The organism is Arthrobacter koreensis (genome assembly GCF_035792275.1).
In the GTDB taxonomy this organism is placed as follows: Bacteria; Actinomycetota; Actinomycetes; order Actinomycetales; family Micrococcaceae; genus Arthrobacter_B; species Arthrobacter_B koreensis_A.
On sequence record NZ_JAMWKK010000002.1, the window covers coordinates 230,594 to 248,170 of the forward strand.

Here is a 17,577-nt window from a genome sequence, read left to right on the forward strand (position 1 = left end):
TGGAAGCATTTAATTATGCGCGTCTATCCCACGTTCTTCCGGATTGTCTTCTCCGGAATGGATCCTGAAAAAGCCCATCGGATCGGTTACGAAGCCATCCGAGCCATTGCCTATACGCCGGCCGCACCTGTGCTGCGTGCCCTCACCCGTCCAGCACCCGACCAGGCCACGGAAGCCCTCGGCCTGACCTTTCCGTCGCCCTTTGGCCTGGCAGCAGGTTTCGACAAGGAGGGTTCCGCCGTCGTGGCGCTGGCGAACCTGGGTTTCGGCCACGTCGAGCTGGGAACCGTGACGGCCCAGGCGCAGCCCGGCAATGCCAAGCCGCGGCTGTTCCGCCTGGTCGAGGACCGCGCCGTCATCAACCGCATGGGCTTTAACAACGACGGCGCCGCCGCCGTCGCCCCCCGCGTGCGGAAGGCGGTGGATGGCCTGTACCGCCGCTGGGGACGCAACCGCCCGATCGTCGGTGTGAACATCGGCAAGACCAAGAAGGTCGGGCTCGAAGACGCCGTCGAGGATTATCTGGCCAGCACCAGGCTGCTCGCAGCCGACGCCGACTACCTGGTAGTCAACGTCAGCTCGCCGAACACGCCTGGGCTGCGCCAGCTGCAGAGCATCGACTCGCTGCGTCCGCTCCTCACCGCCGTGGGACAGACCGCCGACGAGACCGCCGGCCGGCACGTGCCGCTGCTGGTCAAGATCGCCCCGGACCTCACCGATGAGGACATTGACGACGTCGCACGCCTGGCGCTTGACCTGAAGCTCGACGGCGTCGTGGCCACCAACACCACCATCGGGCGCGAAGGACTGGTGACCGATCCCGAAACCATCATTGCCGCCGGTGTGGGCGGGCTGAGCGGTGCACCGCTGAAGCAGCGTTCGCTGGAGGTGCTGCGCCGCCTGCGTGCAGCACTGGGCCCGGAGCCGGTAATCATCTCGGTAGGCGGCGTTGAAACCGGGGACGACGTTAAGGAACGGCTCGACGCCGGAGCCAACCTGGTGCAGGGCTACACTGCGTTTCTCTACGAAGGTCCCTTCTGGGCGGGCCGGATCAACCGGCGGCTGCAGAAGCTGCAGCGCCGGGGCTGAGCCGCCGGAGCAAGGGAAGAAGACACAGAAGAAGGGACCGGTTCGGCCGGTCCCTTCTTTTCTGTCGTTATCCGTGGAGGCGGAGCGGAGCCGCTAGGAAACCTTCTCGCCGCGGCGCACCTGCGGCTTCGGCAGGCGGAACCGGCGCAGCTGCAGGGCACGGGAGATTCCGTACCAGACGTCGCCCTGGTTGGGTCCGCCGAACTTTTCGGTGAGGCGGCGGCGCAGCAGGAAGCGAATGCGGATGCTGTCCACGATTACCAGGACGATCAGGGCCCAGAAGGCCATAAGAATGAAGCTCTGAACGGTGAGGTTCTGGATGAAGCTCGCCACCACGAAGACGGCGGCTGCGATCATGACGAACTCGCCGACGTTCCAGCGGGCGTCCACTACGTCGCGGACAAAGCGGCGGTTGGGGCCCTTGTCCCGCAGGGGCAGGTAGCGCTCATCGCCGGTATCCAGCGCGGCTCGCGTCTTGAGGCGTTCCTCGCGCATGGCGGCACGGCTGGCTTCACGGGCGGCCTTGCGGTCATTGGGAACCAGCGGGCGCTGGCGAGCAGCTACCTGGTCCTTGCGCCGCGGGGTGGGAGCACCCTTGCCGGCAGAGCCGCCCGACTTCGGTGACCCGGCCTGGGCCGCAGTTGCCTGGTCCACAGTTTCCTGCGCGGTGGGCGCTTCTTTCTTTCGTCCGAACACTCATCAAGGATACCTGAACCGCCGGTGGCTTGCGCGGCAGTTACGGGACGCCCCGGCCATGGCTGAATCCGGCATCGCCGCAGGCCCCGGACCTCGAAGACCCGGGTGCGCAGTTGTAGGGTGTGGCCTATGACTTCCTCTTCCCACACTTCCAGTACGGTCCCGGACGAAGCAGCGCTGCGCGCGAGCGTAGCGGCGGCATTTCCCCGCACGCTTGAAGACCTGACCCGCCTGGTAGCCATTCCCGGCATCGCCTGGGACTCATTCGACCCTGCGAACCTGGACCGCTCAGCCGAAGCAGTCGCCGAGCTCCTCCGCGGAGCGGGCCTGGACGACGTTCAGATCCTGCGGGTGGACAACAACGGCAAGCCCGGCGGGCCCGCCGTCGTCGCCCGCCGCCCGGCTGCGCCCGGGAAGCCGACAGTTCTTCTGTACGCCCACCACGACGTCCAGCCGCCCGGGGACCCGGCGCTCTGGGAAACCGAACCGTTCACCGCCACCGAACGCAACGGCCGGCTCTACGGACGCGGTGCCGCTGATGACAAGGCGGGCATCATGGTGCACGCGGCGGCACTCCGTGCACTGAACGAAGTCCTTTGCGACGAGGCGGGCGTGGGCGTCACCTTCTTCATCGAAGGGGAGGAAGAAGCCGGGTCTCCGACCTTCCGCACCTTCCTCGAAACCCACCGCGACCTGCTCCGCGCGGATGTGATTGTGGTCGCAGATTCGGGCAACTGGAAGGTCGGCACGCCTGCGCTGACCACCAGCCTGCGTGGCCTCGTAGATGGAACCTTCGAGGTGCGTGTGCTGGGCCATGCCGTGCACTCGGGAATGTTCGGGGGACCGGTGCTGGATGCACCCACGCTGCTGGCCCGCCTTATCGCCACGTTCCATGATGAGCGCGGCAACCTGGCCATCGAAGGCCTGGAAGGATTCGACGACGCCGCAGTGGACTACCCGGAGGACGACTTCCGGCAGGACTCATCAGTCCTCGATTCGGTGCAGCTCGCGGGGGAGGGATCCATTGCTTCGCGCCTGTGGACGAAGCCGGCGCTTTCAATCATCGGCATCGACGTCCCGTCGGTGGCAATGTCCTCCAACACCATCCAGCCCTCCGCCCGCGCCAAGTTCTCCATGCGGCTGGCCCCGGGACAGGATCCGGAAGCAGCCATGGATGCCATGGCCCGGCATCTTGCAGCCAACGCACCGTTTGGTGCCGAAGTGACGTTTACTCCGGGGGAGCGGGGCAACGCGTTCGCGACGGACACGGCGGCGCCTGCTGCCCAGACAGCACTGTGGGCACTTGAAGCCGCGTGGGGAACCACCCCGGTGGAAATGGGCGTAGGCGGTTCAATTCCCTTCATCGCGGACCTCGTGGAGGTCTTCCCGCAGGCATCGATCCTGATCACCGGCGTGGAGGATCCGGACTCGCGTGCGCACTCCGCCAATGAGTCCCTGCATCTGGGTGACTTCGAGAAGGCCATTCTGGCCGAGGCACTTCTTTTGGCCCGCCTGGGAATGCAGGAAACCGCCTAGGCCGTTACTGCCTATGGGGTGCGCCGACGTACCATTGAGTGAACTGGCACCGGACCGTCAGCGGGAAGCTGCTGACGAATCGGACGCCCGGACGGAAAGAGAGAAGCAATGAGCACTTCCACGAGTGAGAACGCTGGCCTGGTTGGAACCGAAGCCGCTGAAGAACTGCCCACGCACGACGTGATGCTTTCCGAGGTTGCTGCCGGCAAGGTCCGCTCCCTCCTTGAGCAGGAGGGCCGCACCGACCTGCGGCTGCGGGTTGCCGTTCAGCCCGGAGGCTGCTCGGGCCTGATCTACCAGCTCTACTTCGACGAGCGTGTGCTCGACGGCGATGCGGTACGCGACTTCGACGGCGTCGAGGTCATCGTCGACAAGATGAGCGTGCCGTACCTGGCCGGGGCCTCGATCGACTTCGAAGATACGATTTCCAAGCAGGGTTTCACCATCGACAATCCCAACGCCGGTGGCTCCTGCGCCTGTGGAGACTCCTTCCACTAGGCCAGGAACCGCGGCTCTCGGGCCGTAATAGAGGGTATTCTGCCCGGCACGCGGTGCGGTCTGTCACTGGACAGCACCGCGTCCGGGGTAAGCTCTACACGTAGTAGTAAAACTGATCGTGCGCAGCTGGGGGATTTTTCTGTCCGCTGTGCCGCACTTGCACGTAACAAGAGGAAGGGCCGTCTGTGAGTTCGCAGGACCGAACCAGCAGCCGACGCGCCAGGATCTTAAAGATCTCAGCCGTAACGTCGGCCGGCGCGTTGTTTTTATCGGGTTGTTCATCAGATGTCCAAAAGGGCTGGCTGCCCACGGAACGGGACACCACCAACCACACCGGCCGCATCATGGACCTCTGGGTCAATTCATGGATTGCCGCGCTGGCCGTAGGTATCCTCACCTGGGGACTGATCCTGTGGTGCATCATCGCCTACAGGCGCCGGAAGAACGAGACCGGCTACCCCCGCCAGCTCAGCTATAACCTGCCGCTGGAAATCTTCTACACGGCGATCCCGCTGTTTATGGTCCTGGTGCTCTTCTTCTTCACCGACCGCGACATCCGGGCCCTCGATGCCCGCGTTGATGATCCGGACGTCATTGTGGACGTCCGCGGCAAGCAGTGGGCGTGGGACTTCAACTACGTCAAGGAAGACAAGTACTACAGCGGTGTCCAGGTGAACCTGGACGGCGAGGTAAAGACGCAGGACGAGTTCCCGACCCTGTACCTGCCGGTCAACAAGTCTGTTGAACTCCAGCTGAACTCCCGTGACGTCATCCACTCCTTCTGGGTGCCGGCGTTCCTGCAGAAGCGGGACATGATCCCGGGCCGCACGAACTACATCACCCTCACCCCGCAGCAGGAGGGCACCTTCGAAGGCAAGTGTGCCGAGCTCTGCGGCGAGTACCACTCTGAAATGCTCTTCAACGTGAAGGTCGTCTCCGAGGCCGAGTACGAGGCCTACCTGGCCACGCTGGACGATGGCCAGCTAGGCGCAGAATACGACCGCAACACCAACCTGAATCCGACGAAGTAAGGAGGTAGGAGGAAAGCTATGACTACCCTGGAATACACTTCGGAGGAATCAGGCACGCGGGTTGCCCCGCGCGTCGTGCCGGTCTCCAAGGGACGCATCGTCGTCAACTGGATCACCTCCACTGACCACAAGACCATCGGGTACATGTACCTGATCGCGTCATTCATCTTCTTCTGCCTTGGCGGCGTGATGGCCCTGGTCATCCGTGCCGAGCTGTTTGAACCCGGTATGCAGATCCTGCAGACCAAGGAACAGTACAACCAGCTGTTCACCATGCATGGCACTGTCATGCTGCTGATGTTCGCAACCCCGCTGTTCTCCGGCTTCGCCAACGTGATGATGCCGCTGCAGATCGGTGCTCCCGACGTTGCCTTCCCGCGTCTGAACGCGCTGGCTTTCTGGTTCTTCCTCTTCGGCAGCATCATCGCCGTATCCGGGTTCATCACCCCGCAGGGCGCCGCGTCCTTTGGCTGGTTCGCCTATGCGCCATTGTCGAATACGACATTCTCGCCAGGCGTCGGCGGTGACCTATGGGTCTTCGGCCTTGCGCTGTCCGGCTTTGGCACCATCCTCGGTGCGGTCAACTTCATCACCACGATCATCTGCATGCGCGCCCCCGGCATGACCATGTGGCGCATGCCGATCTTCACCTGGAACACCCTGGTAACCGGCATCCTGATCCTGATGGCGTTCCCCCCGCTGGCTGCAGCACTGTTCGCCCTCGGCGCTGACCGCCGCTTCGGTGCACATATCTTCGATCCCGAAAACGGCGGTGCAGTGCTCTGGCAGCACCTGTTCTGGTTCTTCGGCCACCCGGAGGTGTACATCATCGCCCTGCCGTTCTTCGGCATCGTCTCGGAGATCTTCCCGGTCTTCAGCCGTAAGCCGATCTTCGGCTACAAGGGCCTGGTCTACGCAACGATCGCCATTGCTGCCCTGTCCGTCACCGTGTGGGCCCACCACATGTACGTGACCGGCGCCGTTATGCTGCCGTTCTTCGCCTTCATGACCATGCTCATCGCAGTACCGACAGGCGTGAAGTTCTTCAACTGGATCGGCACCATGTGGCGCGGATCGATCACCTTTGAAACTCCGATGCTCTGGAGCATCGGCTTCCTGATCACGTTCCTCTTCGGTGGCCTCACCGGCATCATCCTCTCGGCTCCGCCGCTGGACTTCCACGTCTCGGACACCTACTTCGTGGTTGCACACTTCCACTACGTGGTCTTCGGTACCGTCGTCTTCGCAATGTTCGCAGGCTTCTACTTCTGGTGGCCCAAGTGGACCGGCAAGATGCTCAACGAACGCCTCGGCAAGATCCACTTCTGGCTGCTGTTCCTGGGCTTCCACGGCACGTTCATGATCCAGCACTGGCTGGGCGTCATGGGCATGCCGCGCCGTTACGCGGACTACCTGGTGGAGGACAACTTCACCGCAATGAACCAGTTCTCCACGATTGCCTCCTTCGTCCTGGGTGCCTCGCTGATTCCGTTCTTCTGGAACGTGTACATCACCTGGCGCCACGGCAAGAAGGTTGAAGTTGATGACCCGTGGGGCTTCGGTGCCTCGCTTGAGTGGGCGACTTCCTGCCCGCCGCCGCGCCACAACTTCACGTCGCTGCCCCGTATCCGTTCGGAGCGTCCGGCCCTGGACCTGCACCACCCGGAACTGCAGCAGACCGTCACCAACGAGTCCGCACCGGGCAAGGTCTACGGTTCGGCTGACCGCAAGGAGAGCGTCCAGTGAAAATCGAGGCAAAGCTCTTCCTTCTGATGGCTCCGTTCTTCGCAGTTGTTGGCGTTGTCTACGGCTACCTCGTGGACTGGATGGAACCCGTTGGCTTCCTGGCGCTGTTCCTGACCGCCGGCATGTCCCTGATGATCGGGTACTACCTGATGTTCACGGCCCGCCGGGTCGGCATGCGTCCGGAGGACCGCCTGGATGCCGAGATCCACGAAGGATCCGGCGAGCAGGGTTTCTTCAGCCCGTGGAGCTGGTGGCCGCTGGTCCTGGCGACCGCCTGCGCAGGTGCGTTCCTCGGCCTCGCAGTGGGCTGGTGGGTGCTGTTCATCAGCGCCGGCCTGGCCGTCGTCGGGCTGATCGGCTGGGTTTACGAATACAGCCGCGGTAACCACGCGCACTAGGCCTTCGAGCCACAACTAAAGATCAGTTGACCGGAGGGTCCGCAGGAAACTGCGGGCCCTCCGGTTTTTAACGGCTGCCGCATGCAGTTACGGACGAGCTTCGGCTGCCGGGAAGGAACCGGGTTCCCGGTATCCTTGGAGGAGCACTCCACCCAAGGAAGGTCCCGCCCCGCCCATGTCCGAACCGCTGCCTGCGCGGCAGGCCACTGCGCCGTGATAAAGCGCGCCCTGAGGGCCTTCCCGGAAGGCATCGACCCGGAGTCCGGCGTGGCCAAGCACCGGCAGCTGGAAGAGATCCTGCGGCGGTTCGTCGCCCGGCACGCCCCGCCCGGAACTGCCGTTCCCTCTGAGCGGGAGCTGTCCGAACACTTCAAGGTCGCCCGCATGACGGTGCGGCAGGCGATTGACGCCCTCGTTGCCGACGAAGTCCTGGAACGGGTCGTAGGCGTGGGCACCTTCGTGGCCAGGCCCAAGATGGACCTGCAGATCAAGCTGACCTCCTACAGCGAGGAAATGCACCGCCGCGGCATGGTGCCCGATGCCCGTGTGCTGACGTTCGAGCAGGTGCCTGCGTCTCATCTGGTAGCCAGGGAGCTGCAGATCGATCCCGGCCAGCCAGTGGTCCGGTTCCGCAGGCAGCTGCTCGCAGACGGCGAGCCAATGAGTGTTGATGAGAACTTTATTCCGGCCTGGCATGTGCCGGGCATGCTGGAGGAAGAGCCGCCGACGTCGCTCTACCGTGTCCTGAGCGAGCGCTACGGCATGGTCATTGAATGGGGTGAGGACACCATCGAGGCGACAGCAGCCACGGCTTCGACGGCGAGGCTGCTGAACGTTGACCTCGGCGCGCCGCTGCTGAAGATCCAGCGCCACGCCTATGTTTCGCGTTCCATGGTCGACTACTCGGTCTCCTATTACCGGGCCGACCGCTACAAGCTCTGGGTGCCGCTTCAGCGGCCCGGAATCCGGACGCCGCGCACCTACCACCCCGGACGCCATCAGGCGACCTGAACCAAGAATGGAGGGATCGCCGAATGGAGATCCTGAGGATGTACAAGCAGGACCCCCCGCGCGGGATGCTGTTCAAGGAAGCCGTTTATGAGCCCGAGGATCTTTCGCTCATGACCACAAAGGGCAGGGTAGGCCACGAAGGCGCCGTGGCCGTACGGGAAGACGTTGACGCCGGCCAGGCGGAGAAGCTGCTTGAGGAGTTTGCTGAGGCTGCCGCGGGGGAGGGCTATGCGGAAATCCCCGAGGAGGAGCAGCACTGGGTCATTGCCCAGTACGCGCTGAAGTCCAGGGACGGCACCGAGCGGGACAGGTACCTGGAACACAAGGCAGCCACCGCAATCGGCACCTACTTCTCCTGGCGCGGACTGGGGTCGGTCGAAGAGACAGGCTTCAGCCCGTACAAGCTGAACATCCTCTGCCTCGTCCCGGACATCAAGCTGGCCGTGAAAGGTATCCAGGTGGTCATCAGGGAGTCCCGCCTGGACTTCACCAAGCTGAGCATCGGTTCGGCGCCGTTCGCGGACCTGGACCACCCGGTGCGCAGGTATCCGCTGCCCTCGAAGGTTCCGTTCGAACTCTAGGCCTGCCGCAAAGCGCGGTAAGCGGCACACAGAGCACGCAGACACAAAGAAGCCCCCCGTCCACAGGACGGGGGGCTTCTTAGCGTTTGGTGCTAGTGCTTCTCGATCGAAGCAGGAGCGTCATCTACTTCGCTTGCCTCAACTTCGGCATGCGGTTCGTGGTGGTGCGCTGCTTCCAGCTCGGCCGGAGTCACCGGAGCGACGCGGTCTTCGAAGAAGAACCGGGAGAGAGCTCCGCGGCGCTTTTCGCTGCGGCTGATCTTGCCCTTGGCATCCGGCTGGGCCGGAGTGACCTCGGGGGAATCAAACGCGACGAGCTTGTAGCGCTTGAACTCGTCGAGCGGTTCGTGGACCTCGATGTACTCACCGTGCGGCAGACGGACAATGCGTCCGCTTTCCACGCCGTGGAGGACAATCTCGCGGTCCTTGCGCTGCAGTGCCAGGGCGATGCGGCGGGCCACGATGAATCCGATAACCGGTCCGAAGAAGAACAGGAAACGGAGCCAGTAGGTCACGTCGTTCAGCGACACGTGGAAGTGCGTGGCGATGAGGTCGGAGCTGGCAGCTGCCCACATGACGCAGTAGAAGATAACGCCGGCAACACCAATGGCGGTGCGGGTCGGAGCGTTGCGCGGGCGGTCCAGCAGGTTGTGGATCCGTTTGTCCTTGGTGACCCAGGCTTCGATCCACGGCCAGGTGAAGAGCAGGCCGAACACGATGCCTGCGGGTACCAGGGCCGGCAGCAGGACGTTCAGGGACAGCGTGTTGACGCCCCAGGGGAACGGGATGTTCCATTCGAACGGGAAGCCGAACAGCCAGCCCGGCATCAGGCGCAGCGCACCGTCAACCCAGCCGATGTACCAGTCAGGCTGAGTGCCTGCGGACACGGGGGAGGGGTCGTACGGGCCGTAGTTCCAGATCGGGTTGATCGTAAACACGGCGGAGATGAAGGCGACGATGCCGAAGACGATGAAGAAGAATCCACCGGCCTTGGCCGCGTAAACCGGTCCAACCGGGTAGCCGACAACGTTGTTGTTGGTGCGTCCCGGGCCGCGCCACTGGGTGTGCTTGTGAATGACCACCATGAACAGGTGGATCGCGATCATCAGCAGGATCAGGGCCGGAACCAGCAGAATGTGCAGGACGTAAAGCCGGCCAATCACAGCCGTGCCGGGGAATTCGCCGCCGAACAGGAAGAAGCTGATGTAGGTACCAACTACCGGAACAGCCTTGATAACGCCGTCGATGATGCGCAGGCCGTTGCCGGAGAGCAGGTCATCGGGGAGCGAGTAGCCGGTGAAGCCGGCAGCCAGGGCCAGGATGAGCAGCACGCCGCCCACAACCCAGTTCAGTTCACGGGGCTTGCGGAACGCGCCGGTGAAGAAGACACGCAGCATGTGCACCGACACGGAGGCAACGAACAGCAGGGCCGACCAGTGGTGGACCTGGCGCATGAAGAGTCCGCCGCGCACGTCGAAGGAAATATCCAGCGACGAAGCGTAGGCAACGGACATTTCTACGCCCTTGAGCGGAACGTAGCTGCCTTCGTAGTGGGTTTCCGCCATGGACGGATCGAAGAAGAACGTCAGGAACGTTCCGGAGAGAAGCAGGATGACGAAGCTGTAGAGCGCCACTTCACCGAACATGAAGGACCAGTGGTCAGGAAAGACCTTGCGGCCGAATTCCTTGACCATCATCGAACCGCTTACGCGGCTGTCGACGAAGTTGGTGATGCGCCCGAGCTTGGTCTTCGGCTCGTAGGTGCCGGATACAGAGGTAGCACTCATGATCAGCCACGCTCCCAGTAGCTCGGTCCAACGGGTTCAGTGAAGTCGCTGGTGGCGATGAGGTAACCCTCGTCGTCAACGGCGATCGGCAGCTGCGGCAGTGGACGGACGGCCGGACCGAAGATGACAGCGCATTCCTGGGTCAGGTCGAAGGTGGACTGGTGGCACGGGCACAGCAGGTGGTGCGTGTGCTGTTCGTACAGTGCCACCGGGCAGCCAACGTGGGTGCAGATCTTGGAGTAGGCAACGATGCCGTCCACGGACCAGTCTTCGCGTCCGGGGGAGGGGTTCAGCTCGGAGGGATCCAGGCGCATGAGCAGGACAACTGCCTTGGCCTTTTCCTCGAGCTTGTGCTCGGCGTCGTTCAGGCCTTCCGGGATCACGTGGAAGGCAGAGCCCAGGGTGACGTCGGAAGCCTTGATCGGGGTACCGCTCGGGTCACGCGTCAGGCGAACGCCGTTGTCCCACATCGTGTGGCGCAGGACGTCGCCGGGCAGCGGGCCGAGATCGCGGAACAGCACGATGGCGGGAAGCGGAGCCAGGGCCATGGCACCCAGGAGGGTGTTGCGGATCAGCGGGCGGCGCTTGATGCCGGTTTCCTCGATGATGTCGCCGATCATCTTCTCGGCGACTACGCGGTCCTCTTCCGGACGGATCTCGTGGCGTTCCTCGATGACCTCGTGGTCGGGCATGAGCGTCTTGGCCCAGTGGACAATGCCGACGCCGATGCCGAGCATCGCGAAGGCGGTGCCCAGGCCCAGGAACAGGTTCTGGACGCGAAGCGTCCCGATGCTCTCATCCAGGCGGATAAAGAAATATCCGTAGAAAAACAGGAGCGTACCGAGAGCCGAGATGGCGAAAAGGATCGCCACCTGCTTCTCGGACCGCTTCTCAGCCCGGGGATCCGTGTCGGCCAGGCGAGGACGGTGCGGGGGAAGCCCAGGATTCTGGAACTCCCCTTCTTCGCCCTGGCCAGCCGTAGCAACGGTGCCCGAGGTGTTCGGACTGCCGTGACTATGGTCGCCCATGATCCCCCTCATCCTTCTCTTGAAACTGCATTAGTAGACCTATGTGTAACTGTGATGTCACCCCGGGGGGTGAGCGCGGCGATGACTAGGAAGACCGGGAGGTCAACCAGATGGTGAAAGCGATGATCAGGCCAAGACCGGCTGTCCAGATGAACAGGCCTTCAGAGACCGGACCGAGTGAACCGAGCTCGGCTCCGCCGGGGGAACCGTTGGCTTCGATGTTCTTCAGGAAGGTGATGATGTCCTGCTTCTCCTCGGGGGAGAGGTTGGCATCAGAGAAGACGGGCATGTTCTGCGGGCCTGTGACCATGGCCTCGTAGATGTGCTGCTCGCTGACGCCTTCCAGGGCCGGGGCGAACTTGCCGCGGGTCAGGGCACCGCCCGCGCCGGCTGCGTTGTGGCACATGGCGCAGTTCACGCGGAACAGCTCGCCGCCTGCAGCGGCGTCGCCGGTGGTTTCCAGGTACTGCTCCTCCGGAACGGAGGGGCCGGCGCCCAGGGACGCGACGTACGCGGCCATCTGTGCGGTCTGTTCTTCGTTGAACTGCTGGGGCTTCTGCTGGGCCTGCGGGCCCTGCATGGCCATCGGCATACGGCCGGTGCCAACCTGGAAGTCGACGGAGGCGGCGCCAACGCCTACCAGGGAGGGGCCGTTCTCGGTTCCGCTGGCCTCCATGCCGTGGCAGGTGGCGCAGTTCGCAATGAAGAGCTTCTCGCCCTGCTGCACATCATCGGCAGTGTAGGTAGTGGCGGCCTGGGCTTCGTTCGCTCCGGAAGCAGCTGCGTAGATGCCGCCGGTAACGATGAGGCCCAGCAGCAGCAGTGCTACTGCTGCAAGGGGATGACGTCGCCTTTGCGATAGTGCCTTCACTTAGTGGTTCCTAACTTGTGTGGTCTTTTGGTTACTCGTGCCACTTTGAATATTGCTGTGGTGCTGCCCTGACGGACTACTTGAGGAAGTAGATGATGACGAAGAGGGCAATCCAGACCACGTCGACGAAGTGCCAGTAGTAGGACGTCACGATCGCGGAGGTCGCCTCGAAGTGTCCAAACCGCTTTGCGGCGTAGGCACGTCCGATGATGAACAGGAATGCGATCAGGCCGCCGGCCACGTGCAGGCCGTGGAAACCGGTGGTGATGTAGAACGAGGAGCCGTAGGCGTTGGAGGAGAGCGAGATCCCGTGGGATACGAGTTCTGCGTACTCGAAGGCCTGGACGGCTACGAAGATGGCGCCGAGGAAGAAGGTCAGGTAGAACCACTCGACCATTCCCCAACGGGCAATCTGGAAGAGCCCGCCGGTGCGGCGCGGCTGGAGCCGCTCAGCGGCGAAGACGCCGAACTGGCAGGAGAAGGAGCTGGAAACAAGGATCACCGTGTTCACGAAAGCGAAAGGCACGTTCAGCTTGGCCGTCTCGATCTCCCACATCTCGCCCGAGGTTGAGCGGAGTGTGAAGTACATCGCGAAGAGCGCAGCAAAGAACATGAGTTCGCTGGAGAGCCACACCACGGTCCCTACGGAGACCATATTGGGGCGGTTCAGCGTGGGGTGAGCCGGGGTACTGGGGGCATGGGTCGCTGTTGTCACATAGACATTATGGCCGTAAAACTGCCCAGTTCACCAACAGAACCAGACGAACGGCGCGTCCGGTTCGTTCCCAAACCGCCCACTTCCCAGCAACGGCGCGGAACTTGCCGTCCGGAAACAAATCAGCATTTTCTACGATTCGTAGATAACCTAGAGCGTGTGAGTACCTTTTCGAGTTCCGAGCACACCTGGCCGTCGCTTATTACCGCGCTTATTGCGGGGCAGGACCTGAGTTCCGAACAGACCTGGTGGGCGATGAACACCATCATGGCCGGAGAGGCATCCGACGCCCAGATTGCCGGGTTCCTGGTTGCGCTGCGGTCCAAGGGCGAGAGTGTCGAAGAACTCACCGGCCTGGTCGAGGCGATGCTCGAAAACGCCCGGCCCATCGATATCCCGGGAGAAACACTGGACATCGTGGGCACGGGCGGAGACAGGCACAACACTGTCAACATTTCGTCCATGGCCGCGCTGGTGTGTGCCGGTGCCGGAGCAAAGGTCGTTAAGCACGGCAACCGCGCGGCGTCGTCGTCCTCCGGTTCCGCAGACGTCATCGAGGCACTTGGCGTGCGCCTGGACCTGCCGGTGGACCGCGTTGCCCGCGCCGCTGTCGAAGCCGGGATTACCTTCTGCTTCGCGCAGGTGTTCCACCCCTCCATGCGCCACGCTGCCGCTGCCCGCCGCGACATGGGCGTCGCCACCGCGTTCAATTTCATGGGTCCGCTGACCAATCCCTCGCGCCCGTCCGCCTCCGCCATTGGTGTGGCGGATGAGCGGCTGGCACCTCTGATTGCCGGCGTCCTGGCTGCCCGCGGGGTACGTGCCCTGGTCTTCCGGGGCGGGGACGGCCTGGATGAACTGACGACTACAGGCAGTTCCACCGTCTGGGAGGTCCGTAACGGGGCCGTAGAACGCTCAACAGTGGATCCCCTTGATCTCGGGATAGCCCGGGCTACCCTGGACGATCTGCGGGGCGGAGACGCCAAGGCGAATGCCGCCGTCGTCCTCAGTGTGCTGGCGGGGGACCGCGGCCCGGTCCGGGACGCCGTGCTGCTGAACGCCGCGGCCGCACTGGTGGCACTGGACCCCAGCGCAGAGGGAACCCTGACCGATCGGCTGAAGGCAGGCCTGCGCCGGGCCGAGGAATCCGTGGACAGCGGCCAGGCGCGCAAGGCGCTGGACCGCTGGGTGGAAGTCACCCGCTAAGCCGCGGGCAGGCCCCGAAAATCTAAAAAGGAGGGAGACGGACCGTGCGGTCCGTCTCCCTCCTCAATAGGGACTTGAATGACGCGGATTACAGGCAAAATTCGTTACCCAAACGTTGCGCCTGGCCTTCCGCGAACCTGCAAAATCAGTGTTTTACGGGCCTAACTACCCGTCGAAGCCCAGCGAGAACGCAGCGTCGAGGTCGTGTTTTGAGTAAGCCCGGAAGGCAATCTGGGTGGTGGTGCCGATCACGCCGGGGACCTTGGAGAGCCGGTTGGCAATGGCATCGGCCAGGTCCTCGTGGCGGCGTACGCGGGCGATCGCGATCAGGTCCCACTCTCCGGTGACCGAGTAGACCTCGCTGATGCCTTCAATCTCGGAGATTTCCTCCGCGCACTCCGGAATCCGGGCCGAGTCGGTCTGGATGAGTACGAAAGCGGTGATCATGGCTTGCCTTTCCTTCTCCTGCTGGGCTCCGGTGTCAGGCCCTGTCCATGAGCCTAGTTGAATCGCGCCGGGAGCGCCTGTGCGTGACAAGCGATGCGGCCAGGCGGGGCACGAGCAGGAAGGCTCCCAGGACCCCGAAGGTGACCAGCTGGAAGCTGATGGCCGTGCCGCCTCCGGCAAGGGCGCGAAGGGCCAGGCCGCCTCCCGCGGTGACCAGCCACAGGATGACGCCGTGCGGCCAGAGGGAAACGGGGCGGCGCCACAGCCGCAGCAGTGCCCAGGCGGCCAGCAGTGCGGCAATAAAGGGAGAAGCCGTGAGCAGGACACCGGCGGGATCAACCCCGTGCGCGTGGGTGTCCCGGCCCAGCGCGGCAAAAACAATGATGAGTACGACGTCGGCGGCCAGCTGGGCGGGCCAGAGCCTGGCGCTGCGGGTCACTGGTCTTTCTTTCCGGTGCTGCCGCCGTGTTCGCGGACATAGGGGCCGAGCAGTTCGCGGACGAGCCGTTCGACCTGCTCCCGGCCGGTGCCGGATTCAAGCATCCGGGTCCCGGTGTGCACGATCGCGTTGATGAGCTCGGCGGTGCTGCGCGGGTCCTCGGTGCCAAGGTCCTCGAGGGCGCCGACCAGCGGGTCCAGGAGTGCCTGGTGCATCCGGGAGCTTTGGGCGTCGAGTTCTTCGCTGGGCGCCACCGTAGCGAGGGCGCTGCCCACGGCATGCTCGCCTTCTGCCACCAGGGCAATATTCGTGAGGACGTAAGCAAGGATCCGGTCAGCCGGTTCGCGTTCGGCGTTCATGGCGTCTTCCACCCGCTGTGCCCAGCGGGGAAAGACGTCCATCACCAGCGCGTTGAGCAGGTCGGTGCGGGACTTGTAGTACTGGTAGGCGCTGGGCCTTGCGAGCCCGGCCAGGGCGGCCACCTCAGCCATGCTGGGTGCTTCGCCGGTGCGGGCCAGGAGCGTCCTTGCGGCGTCCAGGAGGGCCCTTTGCTGTGCGGCACGGTGTTCGGCCACCGTTGGCGCGGTAATGCGGGGCAAAGAGCCCTCCTGTTCGTGCAGTGTCTAGCTTGCGAGCCGTCCGTCAACCATCTCTACGACCCGGTCGCAGTGGTGGAGGACGTCGTGGTCGTGGGTAACCATAACAGTAGCAACCCCGAACTCATGGGTTTCCCTGGCGAGCAGCTCCACAACGTCCTGGCTGCGCTTGCGGTCCAGGGCGGCAGTGGGCTCATCCACCAGCAGCAGGGAGGGCTTTGACACCAGTGCGCGGGCAATGCCTACGCGCTGGCGCTCACCTCCGGAGAGCTGGTCGGGACGGCTGTCCAGCTTGTGGCCCATGCCAACGGCGTCGAGCAGCTGCTTGGCGTTGAACTTCCCCTTCATCTTGGCCATCCGGTGAATCAGCTCAAGCTGTTCGGAAGCGGTCAATGCGGGGATCAGGTTGCCGGACTGGAACACAAAACCGATGTTCTCCAGCCGGAAGCGGGCCTTCGCAGCCTTGCTCAGGGTGGAGATGTCGGTGCCGTTCACGCTTACCAGCCCGCTGTCCGGTGTGGCGAGCGCACCGGCGACAGCCAGGAGCGATGACTTGCCGGCGCCCGAGGGGCCTACGACTGCGACGAGTTCGCCCGGTTCAACCGACAGGGACACGTTGTCCAGGGCCTGGACAGTGCTTTCGCCGTCGCCCAGGGCCATGTTGGCGTTCTCGATGCGCAGGCCGCGGGTGCCGACCTTAGTGCCGGAGGTGCTGGTCTGTGTGCTCATCGCTGTCCTCCTAGGGCAGCCAGGGGATCAACCCGGGAAATGCGGACGATGGCGATCGCGGCACCAAGGACGCCCATGAGGATCGTTACTGCGGTCGCGGTTGAGATGGGACCGGCCTCAAGCGCGAACGGCATGGCACTTCCGGAGAGCCATGCACCCATGCCCAGGCCTGCCGCTACGCCGACCGCGGTGGACAGGACCAGGATGACTACGGCCTGGAAGATGCCGTCGCGCAGCAGGTAGCCGGTGGAAGCACCAACGGCGCGCAGGACGGCCAGTTCATGCTTGCGCTGGATGGTCCATACGGTGAAGAACGCACCAACCACAAGGGCGCAGATGGCGTAGAGGAAAACCTGGATCATTTCCAGGGTCATTGTTTCTGCGGTGTAGCCCGGGGAGGCGCCGAAGGATTCTTCCAGTGTGGAGGTAACGGTGCCGGCTGCGGAGTCTCCGGCAGCGAAGTCCAGGTCTGCACCGTCTTCGGCCTTGATGGCGACGGCGCTGGCGGTGTCGAACTCCAGGGCGCCGGTCTGCGCCTCGGTGGGTGCGCCCGGCTGGGACTGGCCGCTGGCAATCAGCTGCCAGGTTTCAAGCGGCAGGTAGGCCATGTCCACGTGGCCGAAAGTCGCCTGGCCCTCGGTGAAGCCGACAACGGTGAGCTCGACGTCGAGCCGGTCCAGGGTGACGGTGGAGCCGATGTTCACGCCGGCATCTGCGGCAGTGGGGGAGACTACGATCTCATTGACCGCTTCGATGCCCCGGCCCTCACCGACTGCGGGGACGAGGAAGGAATCGGTCTCCACGCCGAACAGGGACAGATCCACCTGGGTCCCGTCTTCGGTGGCACCGTTGACGATCGTGGATCCCATCAGTGTCACGTCCTCGACACCGGGCTGGGTGCTCCAGGCTTCGGCCTGGGAAGGATCGACGACGCTGCGGGAGAACGCGTTGTCGGTTTTGGTGCCTTCGTTGAACGCGAAGGCCGTGGCCGGCATGCTTTTGAGGCCGGACACGCCGTCGTTGACGAGGCCGGAAGACAGGCCGGATAGCAGGACCATCAGGACGGCAATGAGGGCGATGACGCCGCCCATTAGTCCGAACCGGGCCCGTGCGAAACGCAGCTCACGCAGCGCTAGAAACATGGGAAACCCCTCGATTGTTGGGTATGTAAAG

The 17,577-nt window shown here is 63.8% G+C and carries 19 protein-coding genes; 9 read left to right on the top strand and 10 right to left on the bottom strand.

All coding sequences use genetic code 11. The annotated features are described in order from the left end of the window. The first annotated feature begins 15 nt into the window (after positions 1-15). Positions 16-1,089 (top strand): quinone-dependent dihydroorotate dehydrogenase, encoded by a 1,074-nt coding sequence (locus NGB94_RS03000; RefSeq protein WP_325788986.1) that lies wholly within the window; start codon positions 16-18, stop codon positions 1,087-1,089. A gap of 93 nt (positions 1,090-1,182) precedes the next feature. On the opposite strand, the gene NGB94_RS03005 is transcribed toward NGB94_RS03000, so the two are convergent. Then, complete coding sequence (locus tag NGB94_RS03005) at positions 1,183-1,785, bottom strand: DUF3043 domain-containing protein (RefSeq protein ID WP_325788988.1); 603 nt, start codon at positions 1,783-1,785, stop codon at positions 1,183-1,185. A gap of 129 nt (positions 1,786-1,914) precedes the next feature. On the opposite strand from NGB94_RS03005, the gene NGB94_RS03010 reads away from it, so the two are divergent. From NGB94_RS03010 to NGB94_RS03040, 7 genes are all read left to right on the top strand, one after another. Continuing rightward, positions 1,915-3,321 (top strand): dipeptidase, encoded by a 1,407-nt coding sequence (locus tag NGB94_RS03010; RefSeq protein ID WP_325788989.1) that lies wholly within the window; start codon positions 1,915-1,917, stop codon positions 3,319-3,321. A gap of 108 nt (positions 3,322-3,429) precedes the next feature. Then, positions 3,430-3,819 carry a HesB/IscA family protein gene (locus NGB94_RS03015; RefSeq protein WP_055241041.1) on the top strand — a complete coding sequence of 130 codons (390 nt, stop codon included), beginning with the start codon at positions 3,430-3,432 and terminating at the stop codon, positions 3,817-3,819. 185 nt (positions 3,820-4,004) lie between these two features. Further along, positions 4,005-4,850 (top strand): cytochrome c oxidase subunit II, encoded by an 846-nt coding sequence (gene coxB, locus NGB94_RS03020; RefSeq protein ID WP_325788990.1) that lies wholly within the window; start codon positions 4,005-4,007, stop codon positions 4,848-4,850. An 18-nt stretch (positions 4,851-4,868) separates the two neighbouring features. Then, the gene (gene ctaD / locus NGB94_RS03025; RefSeq protein WP_325788991.1) at positions 4,869-6,596 is read left to right on the top strand and encodes a cytochrome c oxidase subunit I; all 1,728 of its coding nucleotides are present in this window, start codon (positions 4,869-4,871) and stop codon (positions 6,594-6,596) included. Beyond that, complete coding sequence (locus NGB94_RS03030; protein WP_325788992.1) at positions 6,593-6,994, top strand: cytochrome c oxidase subunit 4; 402 nt, start codon at positions 6,593-6,595, stop codon at positions 6,992-6,994. The genes ctaD and NGB94_RS03030 overlap by 4 nt, the downstream gene beginning before the upstream one ends. 216 nt (positions 6,995-7,210) lie before the next feature. Further along, positions 7,211-8,005 (top strand): GntR family transcriptional regulator, encoded by a 795-nt coding sequence (locus NGB94_RS03035; RefSeq protein WP_325789120.1) that lies wholly within the window; start codon positions 7,211-7,213, stop codon positions 8,003-8,005. Between the two features lie 23 nt (positions 8,006-8,028). Then, positions 8,029-8,586, top strand: coding sequence for a hypothetical protein (locus NGB94_RS03040; protein WP_325788994.1), 558 nt, complete (start codon positions 8,029-8,031; stop codon positions 8,584-8,586). Between the two features lie 92 nt (positions 8,587-8,678). Here the strand turns inward: NGB94_RS03040 and NGB94_RS03045 are convergent, their stop codons facing one another. The 4 genes from NGB94_RS03045 to NGB94_RS03060 form a co-directional block, all read right to left on the bottom strand. Further along, complete coding sequence (locus NGB94_RS03045; protein ID WP_325788996.1) at positions 8,679-10,373, bottom strand: cytochrome bc complex cytochrome b subunit; 1,695 nt, start codon at positions 10,371-10,373, stop codon at positions 8,679-8,681. A 2-nt stretch (positions 10,374-10,375) separates the two neighbouring features. Then, positions 10,376-11,401, bottom strand: a complete 1,026-nt coding sequence (locus NGB94_RS03050; protein WP_152227889.1) for a ubiquinol-cytochrome c reductase iron-sulfur subunit — start codon at positions 11,399-11,401, stop codon at positions 10,376-10,378. Positions 11,402-11,486: 85 nt separating this feature from the next. After that, a complete protein-coding gene (locus NGB94_RS03055; RefSeq protein WP_325788997.1) occupies positions 11,487-12,272 on the bottom strand; it encodes a cytochrome c in 786 nt (261 codons plus the stop codon). Between the two features lie 76 nt (positions 12,273-12,348). Next, positions 12,349-12,987, bottom strand: coding sequence for a cytochrome c oxidase subunit 3 (locus tag NGB94_RS03060; RefSeq protein WP_082413525.1), 639 nt, complete (start codon positions 12,985-12,987; stop codon positions 12,349-12,351). A 159-nt stretch (positions 12,988-13,146) separates the two neighbouring features. On the opposite strand from NGB94_RS03060, the gene trpD reads away from it, so the two are divergent. Then, entirely contained in the window at positions 13,147-14,193 is a 1,047-nt protein-coding gene (gene trpD, locus NGB94_RS03065) for an anthranilate phosphoribosyltransferase (protein WP_325788999.1), read from the top strand. Positions 14,194-14,358: 165 nt separating this feature from the next. On the opposite strand, the gene NGB94_RS03070 is transcribed toward trpD, so the two are convergent. Genes NGB94_RS03070 through NGB94_RS03090 form a run of 5 tightly spaced genes read right to left on the bottom strand, consistent with a single transcriptional unit; the run spans position 14,359 to position 17,546 of the window. After that, positions 14,359-14,640 (bottom strand): Lrp/AsnC family transcriptional regulator, encoded by a 282-nt coding sequence (locus tag NGB94_RS03070; protein ID WP_091604742.1) that lies wholly within the window; start codon positions 14,638-14,640, stop codon positions 14,359-14,361. A gap of 34 nt (positions 14,641-14,674) precedes the next feature. Next, entirely contained in the window at positions 14,675-15,079 is a 405-nt protein-coding gene (locus tag NGB94_RS03075; RefSeq protein WP_325789000.1) for a DUF3054 domain-containing protein, read from the bottom strand. Then, positions 15,076-15,678, bottom strand: a complete 603-nt coding sequence (locus tag NGB94_RS03080) for a TetR/AcrR family transcriptional regulator (RefSeq protein WP_325789001.1) — start codon at positions 15,676-15,678, stop codon at positions 15,076-15,078. Before NGB94_RS03080 ends, NGB94_RS03075 begins: the two co-directional genes overlap by 4 nt. A gap of 24 nt (positions 15,679-15,702) precedes the next feature. After that, on the bottom strand, positions 15,703-16,404 hold the full coding sequence (locus NGB94_RS03085; RefSeq protein ID WP_325789002.1) for an ABC transporter ATP-binding protein: 702 nt from the start codon (positions 16,402-16,404) through the stop codon (positions 15,703-15,705). Beyond that, on the bottom strand, positions 16,401-17,546 hold the full coding sequence (locus NGB94_RS03090; protein WP_325789004.1) for an ABC transporter permease: 1,146 nt from the start codon (positions 17,544-17,546) through the stop codon (positions 16,401-16,403). Before NGB94_RS03090 ends, NGB94_RS03085 begins: the two co-directional genes overlap by 4 nt. Positions 17,547-17,577 lie beyond the last annotated feature (31 nt).